The 15209-nt window shown below is 73.0% G+C and carries 14 protein-coding genes; 11 read left to right on the top strand and 3 right to left on the bottom strand.

The genetic code is table 11. The features are described from left to right. Positions 1-33 precede the first annotated feature (33 nt). Positions 34-804, bottom strand: coding sequence for a DeoR/GlpR family DNA-binding transcription regulator (locus tag KUM03_RS32870; RefSeq protein WP_217254230.1), 771 nt, complete (start codon positions 802-804; stop codon positions 34-36). 272 nt (positions 805-1076) lie between these two features. Then, positions 1077-1886 carry an NAD(P)-dependent oxidoreductase gene (locus KUM03_RS32865; RefSeq protein WP_217254229.1) on the bottom strand — a complete coding sequence of 270 codons (810 nt, stop codon included), beginning with the start codon at positions 1884-1886 and terminating at the stop codon, positions 1077-1079. A 196-nt stretch (positions 1887-2082) separates the two neighbouring features. Here KUM03_RS32865 and KUM03_RS32860 point away from each other — a divergent pair, with 196 nt between their 5' ends. Together KUM03_RS32860 and KUM03_RS32855 are read left to right on the top strand one after the other, a co-directional pair. Then, positions 2083-3033, top strand: a complete 951-nt coding sequence (locus KUM03_RS32860) for a 5-dehydro-4-deoxyglucarate dehydratase (protein ID WP_217254228.1) — start codon at positions 2083-2085, stop codon at positions 3031-3033. Continuing rightward, the gene (locus KUM03_RS32855) at positions 3030-4199 is read left to right on the top strand and encodes a hypothetical protein (RefSeq protein WP_217254227.1); all 1170 of its coding nucleotides are present in this window, start codon (positions 3030-3032) and stop codon (positions 4197-4199) included. The genes KUM03_RS32860 and KUM03_RS32855 overlap by 4 nt, the downstream gene beginning before the upstream one ends. Before the next feature lie 69 nt (positions 4200-4268). Here KUM03_RS32855 and KUM03_RS32850 read toward each other — a convergent pair whose 3' ends face one another. After that, positions 4269-5477: an MFS transporter gene (locus KUM03_RS32850; RefSeq protein WP_217254226.1), complete on the bottom strand. Its 1209-nt coding sequence runs from the start codon at positions 5475-5477 to the stop codon at positions 4269-4271. Positions 5478-5617: 140 nt separating this feature from the next. Here KUM03_RS32850 and KUM03_RS32845 point away from each other — a divergent pair, with 140 nt between their 5' ends. From KUM03_RS32845 to KUM03_RS32805, 9 genes are all read left to right on the top strand, one after another. After that, the gene (locus KUM03_RS32845) at positions 5618-6220 is read left to right on the top strand and encodes a TIGR03086 family metal-binding protein (protein WP_217254225.1); all 603 of its coding nucleotides are present in this window, start codon (positions 5618-5620) and stop codon (positions 6218-6220) included. 147 nt (positions 6221-6367) lie between these two features. After that, a complete protein-coding gene (locus KUM03_RS32840; RefSeq protein WP_217254224.1) occupies positions 6368-7036 on the top strand; it encodes a GntR family transcriptional regulator in 669 nt (222 codons plus the stop codon). Then, complete coding sequence (locus KUM03_RS32835) at positions 7033-7941, top strand: dihydrodipicolinate synthase family protein (RefSeq protein WP_217254223.1); 909 nt, start codon at positions 7033-7035, stop codon at positions 7939-7941. The genes KUM03_RS32840 and KUM03_RS32835 overlap by 4 nt, the downstream gene beginning before the upstream one ends. Beyond that, the gene (gene araD / locus KUM03_RS32830; RefSeq protein ID WP_217254222.1) at positions 7938-9686 is read left to right on the top strand and encodes an L-arabinonate dehydratase; all 1749 of its coding nucleotides are present in this window, start codon (positions 7938-7940) and stop codon (positions 9684-9686) included. The genes KUM03_RS32835 and araD overlap by 4 nt, the downstream gene beginning before the upstream one ends. Before the next feature lie 127 nt (positions 9687-9813). After that, positions 9814-10749: a carbohydrate ABC transporter permease gene (locus KUM03_RS32825; protein ID WP_217254221.1), complete on the top strand. Its 936-nt coding sequence runs from the start codon at positions 9814-9816 to the stop codon at positions 10747-10749. Continuing rightward, on the top strand, positions 10746-11645 hold the full coding sequence (locus KUM03_RS39115; RefSeq protein WP_217254220.1) for a carbohydrate ABC transporter permease: 900 nt from the start codon (positions 10746-10748) through the stop codon (positions 11643-11645). Before KUM03_RS32825 ends, KUM03_RS39115 begins: the two co-directional genes overlap by 4 nt. Continuing rightward, complete coding sequence (locus tag KUM03_RS32815) at positions 11642-12799, top strand: Gfo/Idh/MocA family protein (RefSeq protein ID WP_217254219.1); 1158 nt, start codon at positions 11642-11644, stop codon at positions 12797-12799. Before KUM03_RS39115 ends, KUM03_RS32815 begins: the two co-directional genes overlap by 4 nt. Continuing rightward, complete coding sequence (locus KUM03_RS32810) at positions 12796-13641, top strand: PmoA family protein (RefSeq protein WP_217254218.1); 846 nt, start codon at positions 12796-12798, stop codon at positions 13639-13641. Before KUM03_RS32815 ends, KUM03_RS32810 begins: the two co-directional genes overlap by 4 nt. Then, positions 13638-15173, top strand: a complete 1536-nt coding sequence (locus KUM03_RS32805) for a glycoside hydrolase 43 family protein (RefSeq protein ID WP_217254217.1) — start codon at positions 13638-13640, stop codon at positions 15171-15173. The genes KUM03_RS32810 and KUM03_RS32805 overlap by 4 nt, the downstream gene beginning before the upstream one ends. Positions 15174-15209: the final 36 nt, after the last annotated feature.

Genomic DNA, 15209 nt, shown 5'->3' with positions numbered 1-15209 from the left:
CCTCCGGGGGCGTGAGTCGGTTCGTCGGACTTGTCAGACGCGGATGATCTGCGGGCCGAGCAGTGAGTAGCGGTGGGCCTCGGCCGTGGGCAGCAGGGTGCTGGTGACGATCGCCTCCAGGGCGCCGACCTCCGCGAACCGGCAGAAGCTGACCGCCCCGAACTTGGTGTGCGTGCCCGCGAAGACGGTGCGGCGGGCGGCCCGGACGGCCTGGGCCTTGACCTCGCTGACGGCCGGGTCGGGGGTGGTGAGGCCGTGCTCGCGGGAGATGCCGTTGGCGCCGATGTACGCGAGGTCGATGACGAAGCCGGCCAGCATCTTCGTCGTCCAGTGGTCGACGGTGGCCAGCGTGCCCGAGCGGACCCGGCCGCCGAGCAGCAGGACGGAGGTGTCCGAGGACTCGGCGAGCGCGCCGGCGACCGGCAGGGAGGCGGTTACCACGGTCAGCGGGCGGTCCCGGGGCAGCGCCTCGGCGATGAGCTGGGGGGTGAAGCCCTCGTCGACGAAGACCGTCTCGGCGTCGCCGAGCAGTTCGGCCGCCGCGGCGGCGACCCGGCGCTTCTCGGGCACGTGGCTGGTGGCGCGGAAGGCGAGCGTGGTCTCGAACCCGGCGCTCTCCACCGGGTAGGCGCCGCCGTGGGTGCGGCGGACCAGGCCGTGGTCCTCCAGGGCGCGCAGGTCCCGGCGGACGGTCTCCTTGGCGACGCCCAGGTCGGCGGCGAGCGCGGTGACGTCTACGGAGCCGGTGGCGCGGGCGATCCGCACGATCTCCCGCTGGCGTTCCTCCGCCGTCCTCGTGCCCATGCCGAACACCTGCCTCACCGCCTCGTCGCCGTGACCTTGCCCGTTCGGGCCCGTCGGACCCATGGGGGAAGTTGTACAGCGGCCGTGCGGCACTGACCAGGCCTGTCGCGGAGCCGATGCTGCCCGTTTGTGCCCGTTCCGGTCGTCGGGTGCCCGTCTCGGACCAGGAAGGCAGCGGTGCGGGGAGTGGGAACGGGCAGTGCGGGTGCCCGCATGCCGGGGCGGGCGGGCCCGTTCGGTGCCCGTCCGCCCCGATGGCCGACCGGTTCCGGTCAGTACGGCCAGATCGGGGGGTCGGTCACGAAGTGACCGCCCAGGCGCGCGTGCGCCGGATCGTCCGGGTCCAGCTCGCCCTGTTCGGCGATCAGCTTCGCGGCGTACGGCTCGGAGTCGTCGCGCGGTTCGTAGCCGAGCGCCCGCGCGGAGGTGAGGTCCCACCACAGGCGGGTGTTGGCGGAGGAGCCGTGGACGACGGTGTGCCCGACGTTCTCGGCGGTCAGGGCGGCGTCGAAGAGCCGGGCGCCGTCGGCGGGGCTCATCCACACCGAGAGCATGCGCACGCTGGTCGGCTCGGGGAAGCAGGAGCCGATGCGGACGGAGACCGTCTCCACACCGTGCTTGTCCCAGTAGAGCTGGGCGAGGTCCTCGCCGAAGCACTTGGACAGGCCGTAGAAGGTGTCGGGGCGGCGCGGCGTGTCGATCGGGATGAGCGGGTCGTCGCCCCGGGGGCGCGGGGTGTAGCCGACCGCGTGGTTGGAGGAGGCGAAGACGACGCGCTTGACGCCTTCCTCGCGGGCGGCCTCGTAGAGGTTGTACGTCCCCTCGATGTTGGCCTTCAGGATCTTCTCGAAGGGGGCTTCCAGGGAGATGCCCGCGAGGTGGATGATCGCGTCGACACCCCGGACCGCCTCGCGCACCGCCGCCCGGTCGGCCAGGTCGGCGACGACCGCCTCCGGCTCGCCCTCGATCGGGCGCAGGTCGAGCAGGCGCAACGCGTAGCCGTGGGCGGGCAGCAGCTCCCGCATCAGGGTGCCGAGGCCGCCGGCGGCGCCGGTGAGCAGGACGGTGCGGGGAGCGGGCATCCTTCGGGACTCCTGGGTTTCCTGAAGCGGCGACAGTTGTACGAATCCATGCCTGGAGTTCATATGCGTGGACACGGTAAGGAGCGGGTGGTCGCGCGTCAAGGGGGCGCCTGCTTGACGGTGTTCACGGGGCGGCTTAGCGTGGTCGCGTTCAGAAATATAGACACAGATCATGGATATGGAATCGGGAGCGCCCGTGACCTCAGCCCCTCTCGCCGCCCGGCTCACCGTCCCCAGCGGGCCGCTGTTCTTCCCCGTCACCGCTTACGGCCCCGACGGCGGACTCGACCTCGACGTCTACCGCACGCACGTGCGCCGCGGGGTGGACGCCGGCGCCGCCGCCGTCTTCGCCTGCTGCGGCACCGGCGAGTTCCACGCGCTGACGCCGGAGGAGTTCGAGGCCTGCGTACGGGCGGCCGTCGAGGAGGCCGCGGGACGTGTCCCCGTCCTCGCCGGCGCGGGCTACGGCACCGCCCTCGCCGTGCGCTACGCCCGCCTCGCCGAGGAGGCCGGTGCCGACGGCCTGCTCGCCATGCCGCCGTACCTGGTCGTCGCCGGGCAGGAAGGGCTGCTGCGGCACTACCGGGAGCTGGCCGCCGCGACCGCCCTGCCGGTCGTCGTCTACCAGCGCGACAACGCCGTGTTCACTCCGGAAACGGTGGTCCAACTGGCCCGCACGGACGGGATCGTCGGCCTCAAGGACGGCCTCGGCGACCTCGACCTCATGCAGCGGACCGTCAGCGCCGTGCGCACCGAGGCCCCGGACGACGACTTCCTCTACTTCAACGGGCTGCCGACCGCCGAGCAGACCCAGCTCGCCTACCGGGCGCTCGGCGTCACCCTCTACTCGTCCGCCGTGTTCTGCTTCGCCCCGGAGATCGCCCTCGCCTTCCACCGGGCGCTCCACGAGGACGACGACGCCACCGTGCACCGTCTGCTGGACGGCTTCTACCGGCCGTTCGTCGAACTGCGCGCCAAGGGCCGCGGGTACGCCGTCGCCCTGGTCAAGGCGGGCGTACGGCTGCGCGGCCTGGACGTGGGGGAGGTGCGGACGCCGTTGCAGGAGCCGGCCGAGGAGCACGTGAAGCAGCTCGCCCTGCTGATCGAGCGGGGCCAGGCGCTGCTGGACGCGGAGGGTGACAAGTGAGGGCGTCGGCGTTCGTCTACCCCTGGGACGTCAACGGGGACCCGGCGGCGGCGGAGTGCGTCGCGGACCTCGGCGTGGAGCAGGTGACGCTCGCCGCCGCCTACCACTCCACCCGTGCCCTGACCCCCCGCCACCCGCGCCACCGCGTCGTCACCGCCGAACACGCCGCCGTCCTCTACCCACCGGACACCGCCCGCTGGGAGGGCCGCGAGCTGCGCCCGTACGAGGCCGGCGACTGGGCGCCAGGCGACGCGTACGGCGAGGCCGCCGCCGCGCTCGCGGACGCGGGCCTGGAGGTGCACACCTGGGTCGTCCTCGCCCACAACTCCCGCCTCGGCGCGGAGCATCCGGACACCTCTGTGGTCAACGCCTACGGTGACCGCTACCCCTGGGCGCCCTGCATCGCGCAGCCCGCCACCCGCGCGTACCTCACCGACCTGGCCGCCGAGGCGGCGACGCGTCCCGGCGCACGCGGCACCGAACTGGAGTCGCTCGGCTGGTACGGGCTCGCCCACCTGCACGCCCACGACAAGACCGGCGGGGTCGGCCTCGGGGACGCCGGGCAGTACCTCATGTCCCTGTGCTTCTGCCCGCACTGCCGGGAGGGCTACGGCGTACAGGGCCTCGAACCCGACATCCTGGCCGCCGCCGTGCGCGCCGCGCTGGAGCCGGTGTGGCGGGGGGCGGCGCCGTCGGACGGGGGCTGGGCGGGTGTGGAGAAACTGCTCGGCGAGGGGTACGCGAACGCCACGCGCGCCTGGCGGGACGAGCGGGCCCGCACCCTCCAGGAGGCGGCGGTCGCGGCCGTGCGCGCCGCCGCGCCCGACGGCTTCCGGGTCCTGCTGCACGCCGACCCGGTGTCGTACCACTGCGGCGCCAACGCCGGTGTCGACCCCGCCCACATCCTCTCCGTCGCGGACGGCGTGGTCGTGCCCTGCACGGGTGGCGCGGGCCTGCTGACGCCGTTCGCCGAGCGGGGCCGCGACGGGGCCGTCCTCGCGGCCAACCTCACCGTCGTCTCCGGGATGGGCGGCCGCCCCGACACGCTTGCCGCGGACGCGGCACTGGCGGGGGAACTGGGCGCGACGGAGCTGCGGCTGTACCACGCGGGGCTGGCGTCGGACGGGGATCTGGAGGCGGTGCGGGAGGGGTTGCGGGTGGGGTGAGTGGGGGGCGCGGGTCGTGTTTCGGGTGCGGGTCGGTGGGGGCCGGTCGCGCAGTTCCCCGCGCCCCTTTCAGGGGCGCAGTGCCGTCGCCGTCGCTGCCAGGACCACGCCCAGGGCCGGCATCGTCAGACGCAGGTCGACCGTCTCGACCAGCACGGCGCCCACGGCCAGCCCGAGCACGTTCGGGGCGAAGACCAGGGAGCCCGCCGTCGCGGTCACCCTGCCCAGCAGCGCGCCCGGCGTCTCCTGCTGGACGGCGGTCAGGGACGCGATCAGCACCGCGGGCAGTCCCGCGCCGATCGCCGCGCTCGACGCCAGGGCCACGGCGTCGTACGGTGCCGCCCGCACCGCCACCGCCACCGCCAGCAGGGCGATCCCGGCCGCCGCGAACCGTCGACCGCCCAGCCGTCGCAGGGCCGGCCCCGCCAGCAGCCCGACCACCACCGACCCGGCGCCCTGGACGGCGTACAGCGCACCCGCGTACGCGGGGGAGTGCCCGAGGACGTCGACGACGGCGTAGGTCGCGGCGCCGTTCGCGCCCGCGCACAGCATCGTCACCCCGCCCGCGAGGACGAGCGGGCGCAGCCGAGGGTGCCGCCACAGGTACCGGGCGCCCTCGGCCGTCTGCCGCCGCCAGCTCACCGTGGGCCGTACCGGCTTCGCCTCCCGCCCGCGCAGAGCCGCGTACAGCCCCGCGGCCAGCACGAACGTCGCCGCGTCCAGCAACGCCACGCTCGCGCCGCCGTACGCCGCGTACAGGCCCGCCCCGGCTGCCGGCGCCACGAGCTTCATGCCCTCGTTCGCGGTCATGCGCAGCCCGTTGAAGTCGCCGAGCAGGCGGGTGTCGACGGCGGAGGCGACGAGCGCCGACTCGGCCGCGTCGTGCACGACGCCCGCCGCGCCGTACACGAACAGCACGGCGAACAGCAGCCACAGGGCGTCCGGCGAGTCGACCGCGAAGAGGGTGAGCAGGAGGGCGGCCATCAGCAGGCTCGTGCCGATCAGCAGAGGCGCCCGGCGCGTGCGGTCGGCGAGCGTGCCCAGCGCCGGGCCCATCAGCGCAGGCGCCCACATCGCGAGCATGGACAGCGCCGCGAGGCCGTCCGAGCCGGTGAGGTCCTTCACCCAGACGCCGGCCGCCAGCCACAGCGCCGAGGTGCCGAAACCGGACACCACCACCCCGGCGAGATACAGGCCCGCGTTGCGGTCGCGCAGGACCCGGGCCACCGGCCATGCCCTGCGCGTCGTCTTTCTCGTGTGCGTCTTCCGTGCCGTCATGCCTGGTCATCATCGGTCTGAGGGGCGGGCGGCGGCATCGGGCAGATGCCCTAGGCGCGGGCGTGGCCGCCGATGAGTTTCGCGGCCGTGATCGGTCTACCTCCTGACAGAGCCGACCGCCCGTTCCCGAGGAGCAGCCGATGACCGCCGACCCCACCACCCCCGACCTCGGACCGCAGGCGCGGACCCTGGCCCGCCTCGCCGAGGGCGTGAGCGACGCGCGGCTCGCCGACCCGACGCCCTGCCCGGACCTGGCCGTCCGCAACCTGCTCGGCCACCTCACCGGCCTGGCCGTCGCCTTCCGCGACGCCGCGCGCAAGGAGCTGGGCGCCACCACCGACACCAGCCCCGAGGCGGCCGTGCCCGACATCGGCCCCGGCTGGCGCGAGGAGCTGCCGAAGGTGCTCGGCGAACTCGCCGAGGCCTGGCGCGACCCGGCCGCCTGGACCGGCATGACCCGGGCCGGTGGCATCGACCTGCCCGGCGAGGTGGCCGGCGCCGTCGTCGCCGACGAGCTCGTGATCCACGGCTGGGACCTGGCCCGCGCCACCGGCCAGGAGTACGACCCCGATCCGGCAGCCCTCCAGGCGGCGTACGACCTCCTCGAGGCCTCCGCCGAGGAGGCCGACCGGGACGCCGGCATGTTCGGCCCCGTCGTCGCCGTCCCCGCCGACGCGCCGCTGCTCGACCGGGCGGTGGGCCTGAGCGGACGCGACCCGCGCTGGACGCCGCTCGCCCGGTAGCGGCACAGAACCTCCCGGTAACGGCACCAGAACCTCAACTTCCTTTGTCAGAAGCATTGACGCCGCCCCGCGCCCCTCTTACCTTCAACGCGTCGTACTCCGTACGTCATATATGAGACGCGATACGCGATATCCCGAGAGGCGCGCATGACCTCTGTGCCCACGCCGATCCCCTCCCGCACGCAGTACGTGCTGGAAGAGATCAAACGCCGCATCCTCACCGGCCGGCTCACCCCCGGCCAGGCCCTGGTCGAGACCGACCTCGCCGCACAGTTCGGGGTGTCCAAGACACCGGTGCGCGAGGCGCTCAAGACGCTGGCCGGTACCGGACTGGTGGTGATGAACCAGTACAAGGGCGTCACGGTGCGCATGGTGGACGCGGACATGGCGCGCGAGGTCTACGACGTGCGGCTGCTCCTGGAACCCGAGGCGCTCAAGCGCGCCGTGCGCCGCGGAGCCTCCCTGAATGCCGCCAGCGACGCGCTGACCCGGGCCGACCGGGCCACGGACACCGCCGAACGGTCGCTGGCCAACCGGGAGTTCCACCGCGCCCTGTACGTGCCGTGCGGCAACCCGCTGCTCGGCCGGATGCTCGACGAGGTCCGCGACCAGGCGGCCCTCGTCTCCGCCGTCGCCTGGGCCGCCGACCCCTCCTGGGAACGGGAGGCCGGCGAGCACCAGGAGATCCTGCGCCTAGCCCTCGCCGGTGACGCGGACGGCGCGGCACGCGCCCTGCACGCGCACATCGCGTCCTTCGTCGAGCGGGCCTTCCCCGAAGCGGAAGACCAGGCCCAGGAAGAGGACGGTCAGGCATGACAGCGACGTTCGAGACCCAGCGGGCGGCCCTGGCCGACGTGGTGGCGATCCCGGTGACCCCGTTCGCCGAGGACGGCTCCGTCTACCCCGCCACCTACCGGGCCCTGCTGCGTCGTCTTCTCGACGGTGGCATCACGACCCTCACCCCCAACGGCAACACCGGCGAGTTCTACGCCCTCTCCCCGGCCGAGCGCAGCCTCGTCACCGAGCTGACGGTCGAGGAGGCCGGCGACCGCGCGGCGATCCTCGTCGGCGTCGGCCACGACGTGCCGACCGCCGTCGCCTCCGCCCGGCACGCCCGCGACCTCGGCGCCGCCATGGTCATGGTCCACCAGCCCGTCCACCCCTACGTCTCCCAGGGCGGCTGGGTCGACTACCACCGCGCCATCGCCGAGGCCGTGCCCGAGCTGGGCGTCGTGCCCTACCTGCGCAACCCGCAGCTGCCCGGCGCCCGCCTCGCCCAGCTCGCCGACGCCTGCCCCAACGTCATCGGCGTCAAGTACGCCGTCCCGGACGCCGTCCGCTTCGCCGCCTTCGCCCGCGACGCCGGCCTCGACCGCTTCGTGTGGGTCGCCGGGCTGGCCGAGCCGTACGCGCCCTCGTACTTCTCCGCGGGCGCCACCGGCTTCACCTCGGGGCTGGTCAACGTCGCCCCGGCCGTCTCGCTGAACATGATCGAAGCGCTTCGAGCCGGCGACTACCCGGCCGCCATGAAGGTCTGGGAGCAGATCCGCCGCTTCGAGGAGCTGCGCGCCGCCAACGGCTCCGCCAACAACGTCACCGTGGTCAAGGAGGCCCTCGCCTCGCTGGACCTGTGCCGCCGGGAGGTCCGCCCGCCGAGCAAGCCGCTGCCCGAGGACGAGCGCGCCGAGGTCGCCGCCATCGCCGCGGGGTGGTCGATATGACAGCCCCGAACGGCCGGAAGTCTCCCGAGCAGCTCCGCAGCCACCAGTGGTACGGCAGCGGCGTCTCGTCGGGCCTGCGCTCCTTCAGCCACCGCGCCCGCACCCGCCAGCTCGGCTACCTGCCCGAGGAACACCTCGGCAAGCCCGTCATCGCCATCCTCAACACCTGGTCCGACATCAACCCCTGCCACGTCCATCTGCGCGACCGCGCGCAGGCCGTCAAGCGGGGCGTCTGGCAGGCGGGTGGCTTCCCTCTCGAATTCCCGGTCTCCACGCTCAGCGAGACCTTCCAGAAGCCGACCCCCATGCTCTACCGCAACCTCCTCGCCATGGAGACCGAGGAGCTGCTGCGCTCCTACCCGGTGGACGGCGCCGTGCTGATGGGCGGCTGCGACAAATCCACCCCCGCCCTGCTCATGGGCGCCGCCAGCGTCGACCTGCCCGCGGTCTTCGTGCCCGCCGGGCCCATGCTCCCCGGCCACTGGCGCGGCGAGACCCTCGGCTCCGGCACCGACATGTGGAAGTACTGGGACGACAAGCGGGCCGGCCTCATCGGCGACTGCGAGATGCAGGAGCTGGAGAGCGGCCTGGCCCGGTCGCCCGGCCACTGCATGACGATGGGCACCGCCTCCACACTGACCGCCGCCGCCGAGGCCCTCGGTGTCACCGTCCCGGGCGCCTCCAGCATCCCGGCCGTCGACTCCGGCCACGACCGGATGGCCGCCGCGGCCGGACTGCGCATCGTCGAACTGGTCCACCGGGACCGCAGGCTGAGCGACATCCTCACCGCCGACGCCTTCGAGGACGCCGTCACCACCGTGCTCGGCCTCGGCGGCTCCACCAACGCCGTGATCCACCTGATCGCCATGGCGGGCCGCGCGGGCGTCACCCTCACCCTCGACGACTTCGACCGCGTCGCCCGCACCGTCCCGGTCCTGGCCAACGTCCGCCCAGGCGGCCAGAAATACCTGATGGAGGACTTCCACTTCGCCGGCGGCCTGCCCGGCTTCCTCTCCCGCATCCCCGACCTGCTCCACCTGGACCGGCCCACCGTCGCGCACGACACGATGCGCGAGCAGCTCGCGGGCGCCCGGGTGCACCACGACGACGTCATCCGGCCCCGCGACAACCCGGTCGCGGCCGAGGGCGGGGTCGCCGTCCTGCGCGGCAACCTCTGCCCCGACGGCGCCGTCATCAAGCACATCGCCGCCGAGCCTCACCTGCTCAAGCACACCGGCCCCGCGGTCGTCTTCGACGACTACAAGACGATGCAGCGCACCATCAACGACCCGTCCCTCGGCATCACCGCCGACAGCGTGCTGGTGCTGCGGGGCTCCGGACCCAAGGGCGGACCGGGCATGCCCGAGTACGGCATGCTGCCCATCCCCGACCACCTGCTCAAGCAAGGCGTGCGCGACATGGTCCGGATCTCCGACGCCCGCATGAGCGGCACGAGTTACGGCGCGTGCGTGCTGCACGTGGCCCCCGAGTCGTACGTCGGCGGACCGCTCGCCCTCGTGCGCACCGGCGACTCGATCACCCTCGACGTCGAGGGCCGCTCCCTCCGGCTCGACGTGGACGACGAGGAGCTGGAACGCCGCAGGGCCGCCTGGACGCCGCCGCCCGCCCGCTACGAACGCGGCTACGGCGCCCTCTACAACGAACAGATCACCCAGGCCGACACCGGCTGCGACTTCGAGTTCCTGGCCCGCCCGGGCAAGGTGCAGGACCCGTACGCCGGCTGAACCCCGTACGACCCGAACACCTCCGCACACCCCTGCACGCGGAGAAAGCGCTTCCTGCACTTCCTCCACGACCCGAGAACGAGCGACCGCACGACCCACGCACGACGTACCAGAACGGAGAACTGTCATGGCCCAAGCCGCAGCCGTGGCGAAACCGCCCGCGCCACCCCGGCGGCGCCGTGCCTCCGCCACACCGCGCAGGCTCCCCTACCTGCTGATCGCACCGGCCGCCCTGCTGATGCTGGGCTTCATCGCCTACCCGGTCATCAGCGTCTTCTACTACAGCCTGCAGGAGTACAACCCCACCAAGCCGTGGCGGAACGGCTTCGCGGGCTTCGACAACTTCACCAGGATCTTCACCGAGGACCCGATCTTCTGGGACACCCTCGTCTTCAGTGCCAAGTGGGTCTTCGTCGAGGTCGGACTCCAACTGCTCTTCGGCCTGGCACTGGCGCTCATCGTCAACCAGACCTTCGTCGGCCGGGGCATCGGGCGCGCCCTGGTCTTCTCCCCCTGGGCCGTCTCCGGCGTGCTGACCTCCGCGATCTGGGTGCTGCTCTACAACTCCCAGACCGGCATCACCCGCTATCTCGCCGACCTGGGCATCGGCGACTACGGCACCAGCTGGCTGTCGGACACCTCGACCGTGTTCTCGGCCGCCGTCGTCGCCGACCTGTGGCGCGGCGTGCCCTTCTTCGCGATCCTCATCCTCGCCGACCTCCAGTCCGTCTCGAAGGACCTGTACGAGGCCGCCGAGGTCGACGGGGCGAGCCGGTTCAAGCAGTTCTGGCACATCACGCTGCCGCACCTCAAGGACGCCATCATCCTGTCCACGCTGCTGCGCGCCGTGTGGGAGTTCAACAACGTGGACCTGCTCTACACCCTGACCGGCGGCGGACCAGCGGGAGTCACCACGACCCTGCCCCTGTACATCGCCAACACCAGCGTCGACGCCCACGACTTCGGCTACGCGTCGGCCCTCACCACGGTCGCGTTCGTGATCCTGCTCTTCTGCTCGATCGTCTACCTGCGGCTGAGCAAGTTCGGAGGCGAGAACAAGTGATCACCAAGGAGGCCACCGCGCCCGCCCCCGCGCCCGCGCGGGCCGACCACGAGCCGCCGCGGCAGGCGAAGAAGCGCCGCCCGGCCTGGGACGAGGTCCCCCGCTGGCAGATCTACCTGCCGCTCGGCGTCTACCTCGTCTTCACCCTGATCCCGTTCTACTGGATCCTCCTCTTCGCGCTCCGCCCGGCAGGCTCCACCTCGCTCGTGCCCTGGCCGATGACCTTCGACCACTTCGAGAAGGTCTGGACTGACCGGTCCTTCGGCACCTTCTTCGAGAACAGCGTGTACGTCGGCCTCGCGACGCTGGTGATGACCACGCTGGTCGCCCTGGCCGGCGGCTACGCCCTCGCCCGGTTCGACTTCAAGGTCAAGCGGGTCTTCATGCTGGCCCTGCTCTGCTCCCAGTTCGTGCCCGGCGCGCTGCTGCTGGTGCCGCTGTTCGAGATCTTCGCCGAACTGCAGATGATCAACTCACTCGGCAGCGTCATCATCGCCGAGACGGTCTTCCAGCTGCCGCTGTCGATGATCCTGATCAGCAACTTCATCAAGAACGTGCCGTACTCCCTGGAAGAGGCCGCCTGGGTCGACGGCTGCGGGCGGATGCGGGCCTTCCTGGTCGTCGTCCTGCCGCTGCTGCGGCCGGGCCTGATCGCCGTCGGCTCCTTCGCCTTCGTGCACTCCTGGAACCACTTCCTGTTCGCCCTGATGTTCCTCAACAACCAGGACAAGCAGACCATCCCGGTCGGCCTCAACACCCTGATGAGCGCGGACAGCGTCGACCTCGGCGCCCTCGCCGCCGGCGGCATCATCGCCGCCGTGCCCGTCGTCCTCGTCTTCGCCTTCATCCAGAAGTGGCTGATCACCGGCTTCAGCGCGGGGGCGGTGAAGGGGTGAGCGCCGTTCCCGTAGTCCTCGCCGGCGCCCGCGGCCACGGCCGCTGGCACATCGCCAACATCCGCCGTCTGGAGCGGGCCGGACTGGTCCGGCTGGCCGGCGTCTGCGAACTGACCCCGCTGACCGAGGAGGAGGCCGGCGGGGAACTGCCCGAGCAGTCCGCCGACTTCGGCGCCCTGCTCGACTCCACCGCCGCCCGGATCGCCGTGATCTGCACGCCGATCCCCACCCACACCGACCTCGCGCTGACCGCCGCCCGCCGTGGCGTCCACCTGCTGCTGGAGAAGCCCCCGGCGCCGTCGTACGCCGACTTCCGCCGCATGGCCGACGGGGTCGCCGAGGCCGGTGTGGCCTGCCAGGTCGGGTTCCAGTCGCTGGGCTCGCACGCCGTGCCGGCGATCCGCGCGCTGATCGCCGAGGGTGCGATCGGGGAGGTCGTCGGCATCGGCGGGGCCGGCGCGTGGGTGCGCGACGAGGCCTACTTCCGCCGGGCGGCCTGGGCGGGCCGGCGGCGGCTGGACGGCGCCGACGTCATCGACGGCGTGCTGACCAACCCGCTCGCGCACGCCGTCGCCACCGCCCTCGCCCTCGGCGGCAGCACCCGCGCCGAGGACGTCACCGGCATCGAGACCGAGCTGAGCCACGCCAACGACATCGAGGCCGACGACACCTCCTGCGTACGGATCGGCACCACGGGCGGCCACCGCGTCACCGTCGCCGCGACCCTGTGCGCGGAGCGGGCGGACGAGCCGTACGTGCTGGTGCACGGCAGCAGCGGCCGCGTCACCTTCTGGTACAAGCAGGACCGCGTCCTGCTCCAGCGCGGCGGCCACGGCCCCGAGGAGTACGAGTACGGCCGCACCGACCTGCTGGAGAACCTCGTCGAACACCTGAAAACGGGTGCCGAACTGCTGGTGCCGCCCGAGGAGACCGGCGCCTTCATGCGGGTCGTCGAGGCGATCCGCCGGGCCCCCGACCCCGACCGGCTGCCCGACGCCGCCTGGCGCCGCGTCCCCGGCGAGGCCCGCCGCGTGGTCCCCGGCATCGACGGACTGGTGGCCGCCGCCGCCGACACCCTCTCCCTCTACTCCGAACTGGGCGCCCCCTGGGCGCCGTGCACCGAGCACCCACTGAGCGAGGTGAGCACCCGATGACCGGCCACGACTCCCTGGTCCTGCGCGTGGCGGGCCGCCCCGTCGGCCGCTACGTCACCCGGCCCGAACTGCCCGCCCGGCTCTCCCCGCGTCCCTACCTGCACCCCGTCACCACCCTGGCCGGCACGGCCGTGACCGAGTTCGGCCCCGCCGACCACCTCCATCACCTCGGCGTCGGTGTCGCCGTTCCCGACGTCGAGGGGCACAACTTCTGGGGCGGGCGCACCTACGTACGCGACCAGGGGCCGACCGAGCTGGACAACCACGGCGCCCAGCGGCACACCGCCTTCCAGCTCCGCGACCCCGACGGCTTCGTCGAGGAACTGCGCTGGGTCGCCGCCGGCACCGAGCTGCTGCGCGAGCGCCGCACCGTCGCCGCCACCGGACTCACCGCCACCGCCTGGGCGCTGGACTTCACCTTCTCCCTCACCAACCTCACCCCGGACACCCTCACCATCGGCAGCCCCGCCACCAACGGGCGCCCCGGCGCGGCCTACGGCGGCTTCTTCTGGCGCGCCCGCAAGGAGGCCACCGCTCCCCGGGTCTTCACCGCCGACCGCGAGGGCGAGCCGGAGGTCCACGGCAGCCGCGCCGACTGGCTCGCCCTGACCGGCGACACCTGGTCGCTGGTCTTCGCCGGGGCCACGGAGCGGACTCGCCGCGACCCGTGGTTCGTGCGCACCGAGGAGTACCCGGGCGTCGGCTCGTCCCTCGCGTACGACGAACGGCCGGCGATCGCTCCCGGCGACACCCTCGTCCGCCGGATCGTCACCGTCGTCGCCGACGGCCGCCTCGGCCCCGACGACGCCGCAGCCCTCGTACGGAAGGCGGTGAGCCCGTGAACCCCGAGACTCCCGTGCCGCCCAAGACCCCGGACACGTACACCAACCCCGTCCTGAACGCCGACTGGTCCGACCCGGACGTCGTCCGCGTCGGCGACGACTTCTACCTCACCGCCTCCAGCTTCGGCCGCGTCCCCGGCCTGCCCCTCCTGCACTCCAGGGACCTGGTCAACTGGACGCTGGTCGGGCACGCCCTGCCCCGCCTGGAACCGGCGGAGGCCTTCGCGACGCCCCGCCACGACTGCGGCGTCTGGGCCCCGTCCCTGCGCCACCACGCCGACCGCTTCTGGATCTTCTGGGGCGACCCCGACCACGGGATCTTCCAGGTCAACGCCCCCGAGATCCGCGGCCCGTGGACCGCGCCGCACCTGGTGAAGGCGGGCAGGGGCCTGATCGACCCGTGCCCGCTGTGGGACGACGAGACGGGTGAGGCGTACCTCGTGCACGCCTGGGCCCGCTCCCGCTCCGGGATCAAGAACCGTCTCACCGGCCACCGCATGCGCCCCGACGCCACCGGACTCCTCGACGAGGGCAAGGTGATCGTCGACGCGGACCGCATCCCCGGCTGGTTCACCCTGGAGGGCCCCAAGCTCTACAAGCACGACGGCCGGTTCTGGATCCTGGCGCCCGCCGGGGGAGTGGAGACCGGCTGGCAGGGCGCCTTCCGCTCCCGCGACTTCTTCGGCCCGTACGAGGAGAAGGTCGTCCTCGAACAGCGGGACACCGACGTCAACGGCCCCCACCAGGGCGGCTGGGTGCGCACCGGGGCCGGCGAGGACTGGTTCCTGCACTTCCAGCAGCGCGGGGCGTACGGCAGGGTGGTCCACCTCCAGCCGATGACCTGGGCGGAGGGGGGCTGGCCGGTGATGGGCGACGACGGCGCCCCGGTCACCGAGCACCCCCGGCCCGCCCTGCCCCCGCAGCCGCCGGCCGCGCCCGCGACCGACGACGACTTCCCCGGCGGACGGTTCGGCCGCCAGTGGTCCTGGACCGCCAACCCCCGCGACGGCTGGGCCACCCAGCACGCCGGGGACGGGCTGCGGCCGGCCTGCGTCCGCTCGGCCGACGCACACGACCTGCGCAGGCTGCCGAACGTGCTCACCCAGCGGCTGCCCGGCGTCCCCTCGGTCGTCGAGGTCGACCTGCGCCTGGACGCCGAGGAGCCGGGCGCGCGGGCCGGGCTGGCGGTGCTCGGCGACGCCTACCGCTGGATCGGGCTCCAGCGGGACGCGGACGGGACCGTGCACCTGGTGCACCGGTTCGCCGAGACGGTCGCGGAGGCCGAGCGGGACGCCGACCGTCCGCGCCCCGCCCCCGAGGGACGGGTCCGGCTGCGGATCGAGACCGTGCCCGGCGCCCGCTGCCGCTTCTCCTACGACCTGGGCGACGGCTACCGCCCCACCGGCCAGGAGTTCGCCGCCACCCCTTGGCGCTGGGTCGGCGCCCTGCTCGGCCTGTTCGCGCTCGCACCCGCCGGCGAGGGACACGCCGGCACCGCCACCTTCACCCGGTTCCGGATCGGACGCCGGTAACCACCGACCTCATCATCCGTACGCCTGTTGGGAGAG

It is taken from the genome of Streptomyces sp. AC602_WCS936, assembly GCF_019049125.1.
Taxonomy (GTDB): domain Bacteria; phylum Actinomycetota; class Actinomycetes; order Streptomycetales; family Streptomycetaceae; genus Streptomyces.
The sequence above is the reverse complement of the archived record's forward strand: the minus strand, read 5'-3'. Positions and strand labels throughout refer to the sequence as shown.

Coding starts and splice junctions, on each gene's coding strand:
- KUM03_RS32870 (WP_217254230.1), bottom strand. CDS start 804: ATGGGCACGAGGACGGCGGAGGAACGCCAGCGGGAGATCGTGCGGATC.
- KUM03_RS32865 (WP_217254229.1), bottom strand. CDS start 1,886: ATGCCCGCTCCCCGCACCGTCCTGCTCACCGGCGCCGCCGGCGGCCTC.
- KUM03_RS32850 (WP_217254226.1), bottom strand. CDS start 5,477: ATGACGGCACGGAAGACGCACACGAGAAAGACGACGCGCAGGGCATGG.
- KUM03_RS32845 (WP_217254225.1), top strand. CDS start 5,618: ATGACCGCCGACCCCACCACCCCCGACCTCGGACCGCAGGCGCGGACC.
- KUM03_RS32840 (WP_217254224.1), top strand. CDS start 6,368: ATGACCTCTGTGCCCACGCCGATCCCCTCCCGCACGCAGTACGTGCTG.
- KUM03_RS32835 (WP_217254223.1), top strand. CDS start 7,033: ATGACAGCGACGTTCGAGACCCAGCGGGCGGCCCTGGCCGACGTGGTG.
- araD (WP_217254222.1), top strand. CDS start 7,938: ATGACAGCCCCGAACGGCCGGAAGTCTCCCGAGCAGCTCCGCAGCCAC.
- KUM03_RS32825 (WP_217254221.1), top strand. CDS start 9,814: ATGGCCCAAGCCGCAGCCGTGGCGAAACCGCCCGCGCCACCCCGGCGG.
- KUM03_RS32810 (WP_217254218.1), top strand. CDS start 12,796: ATGACCGGCCACGACTCCCTGGTCCTGCGCGTGGCGGGCCGCCCCGTC.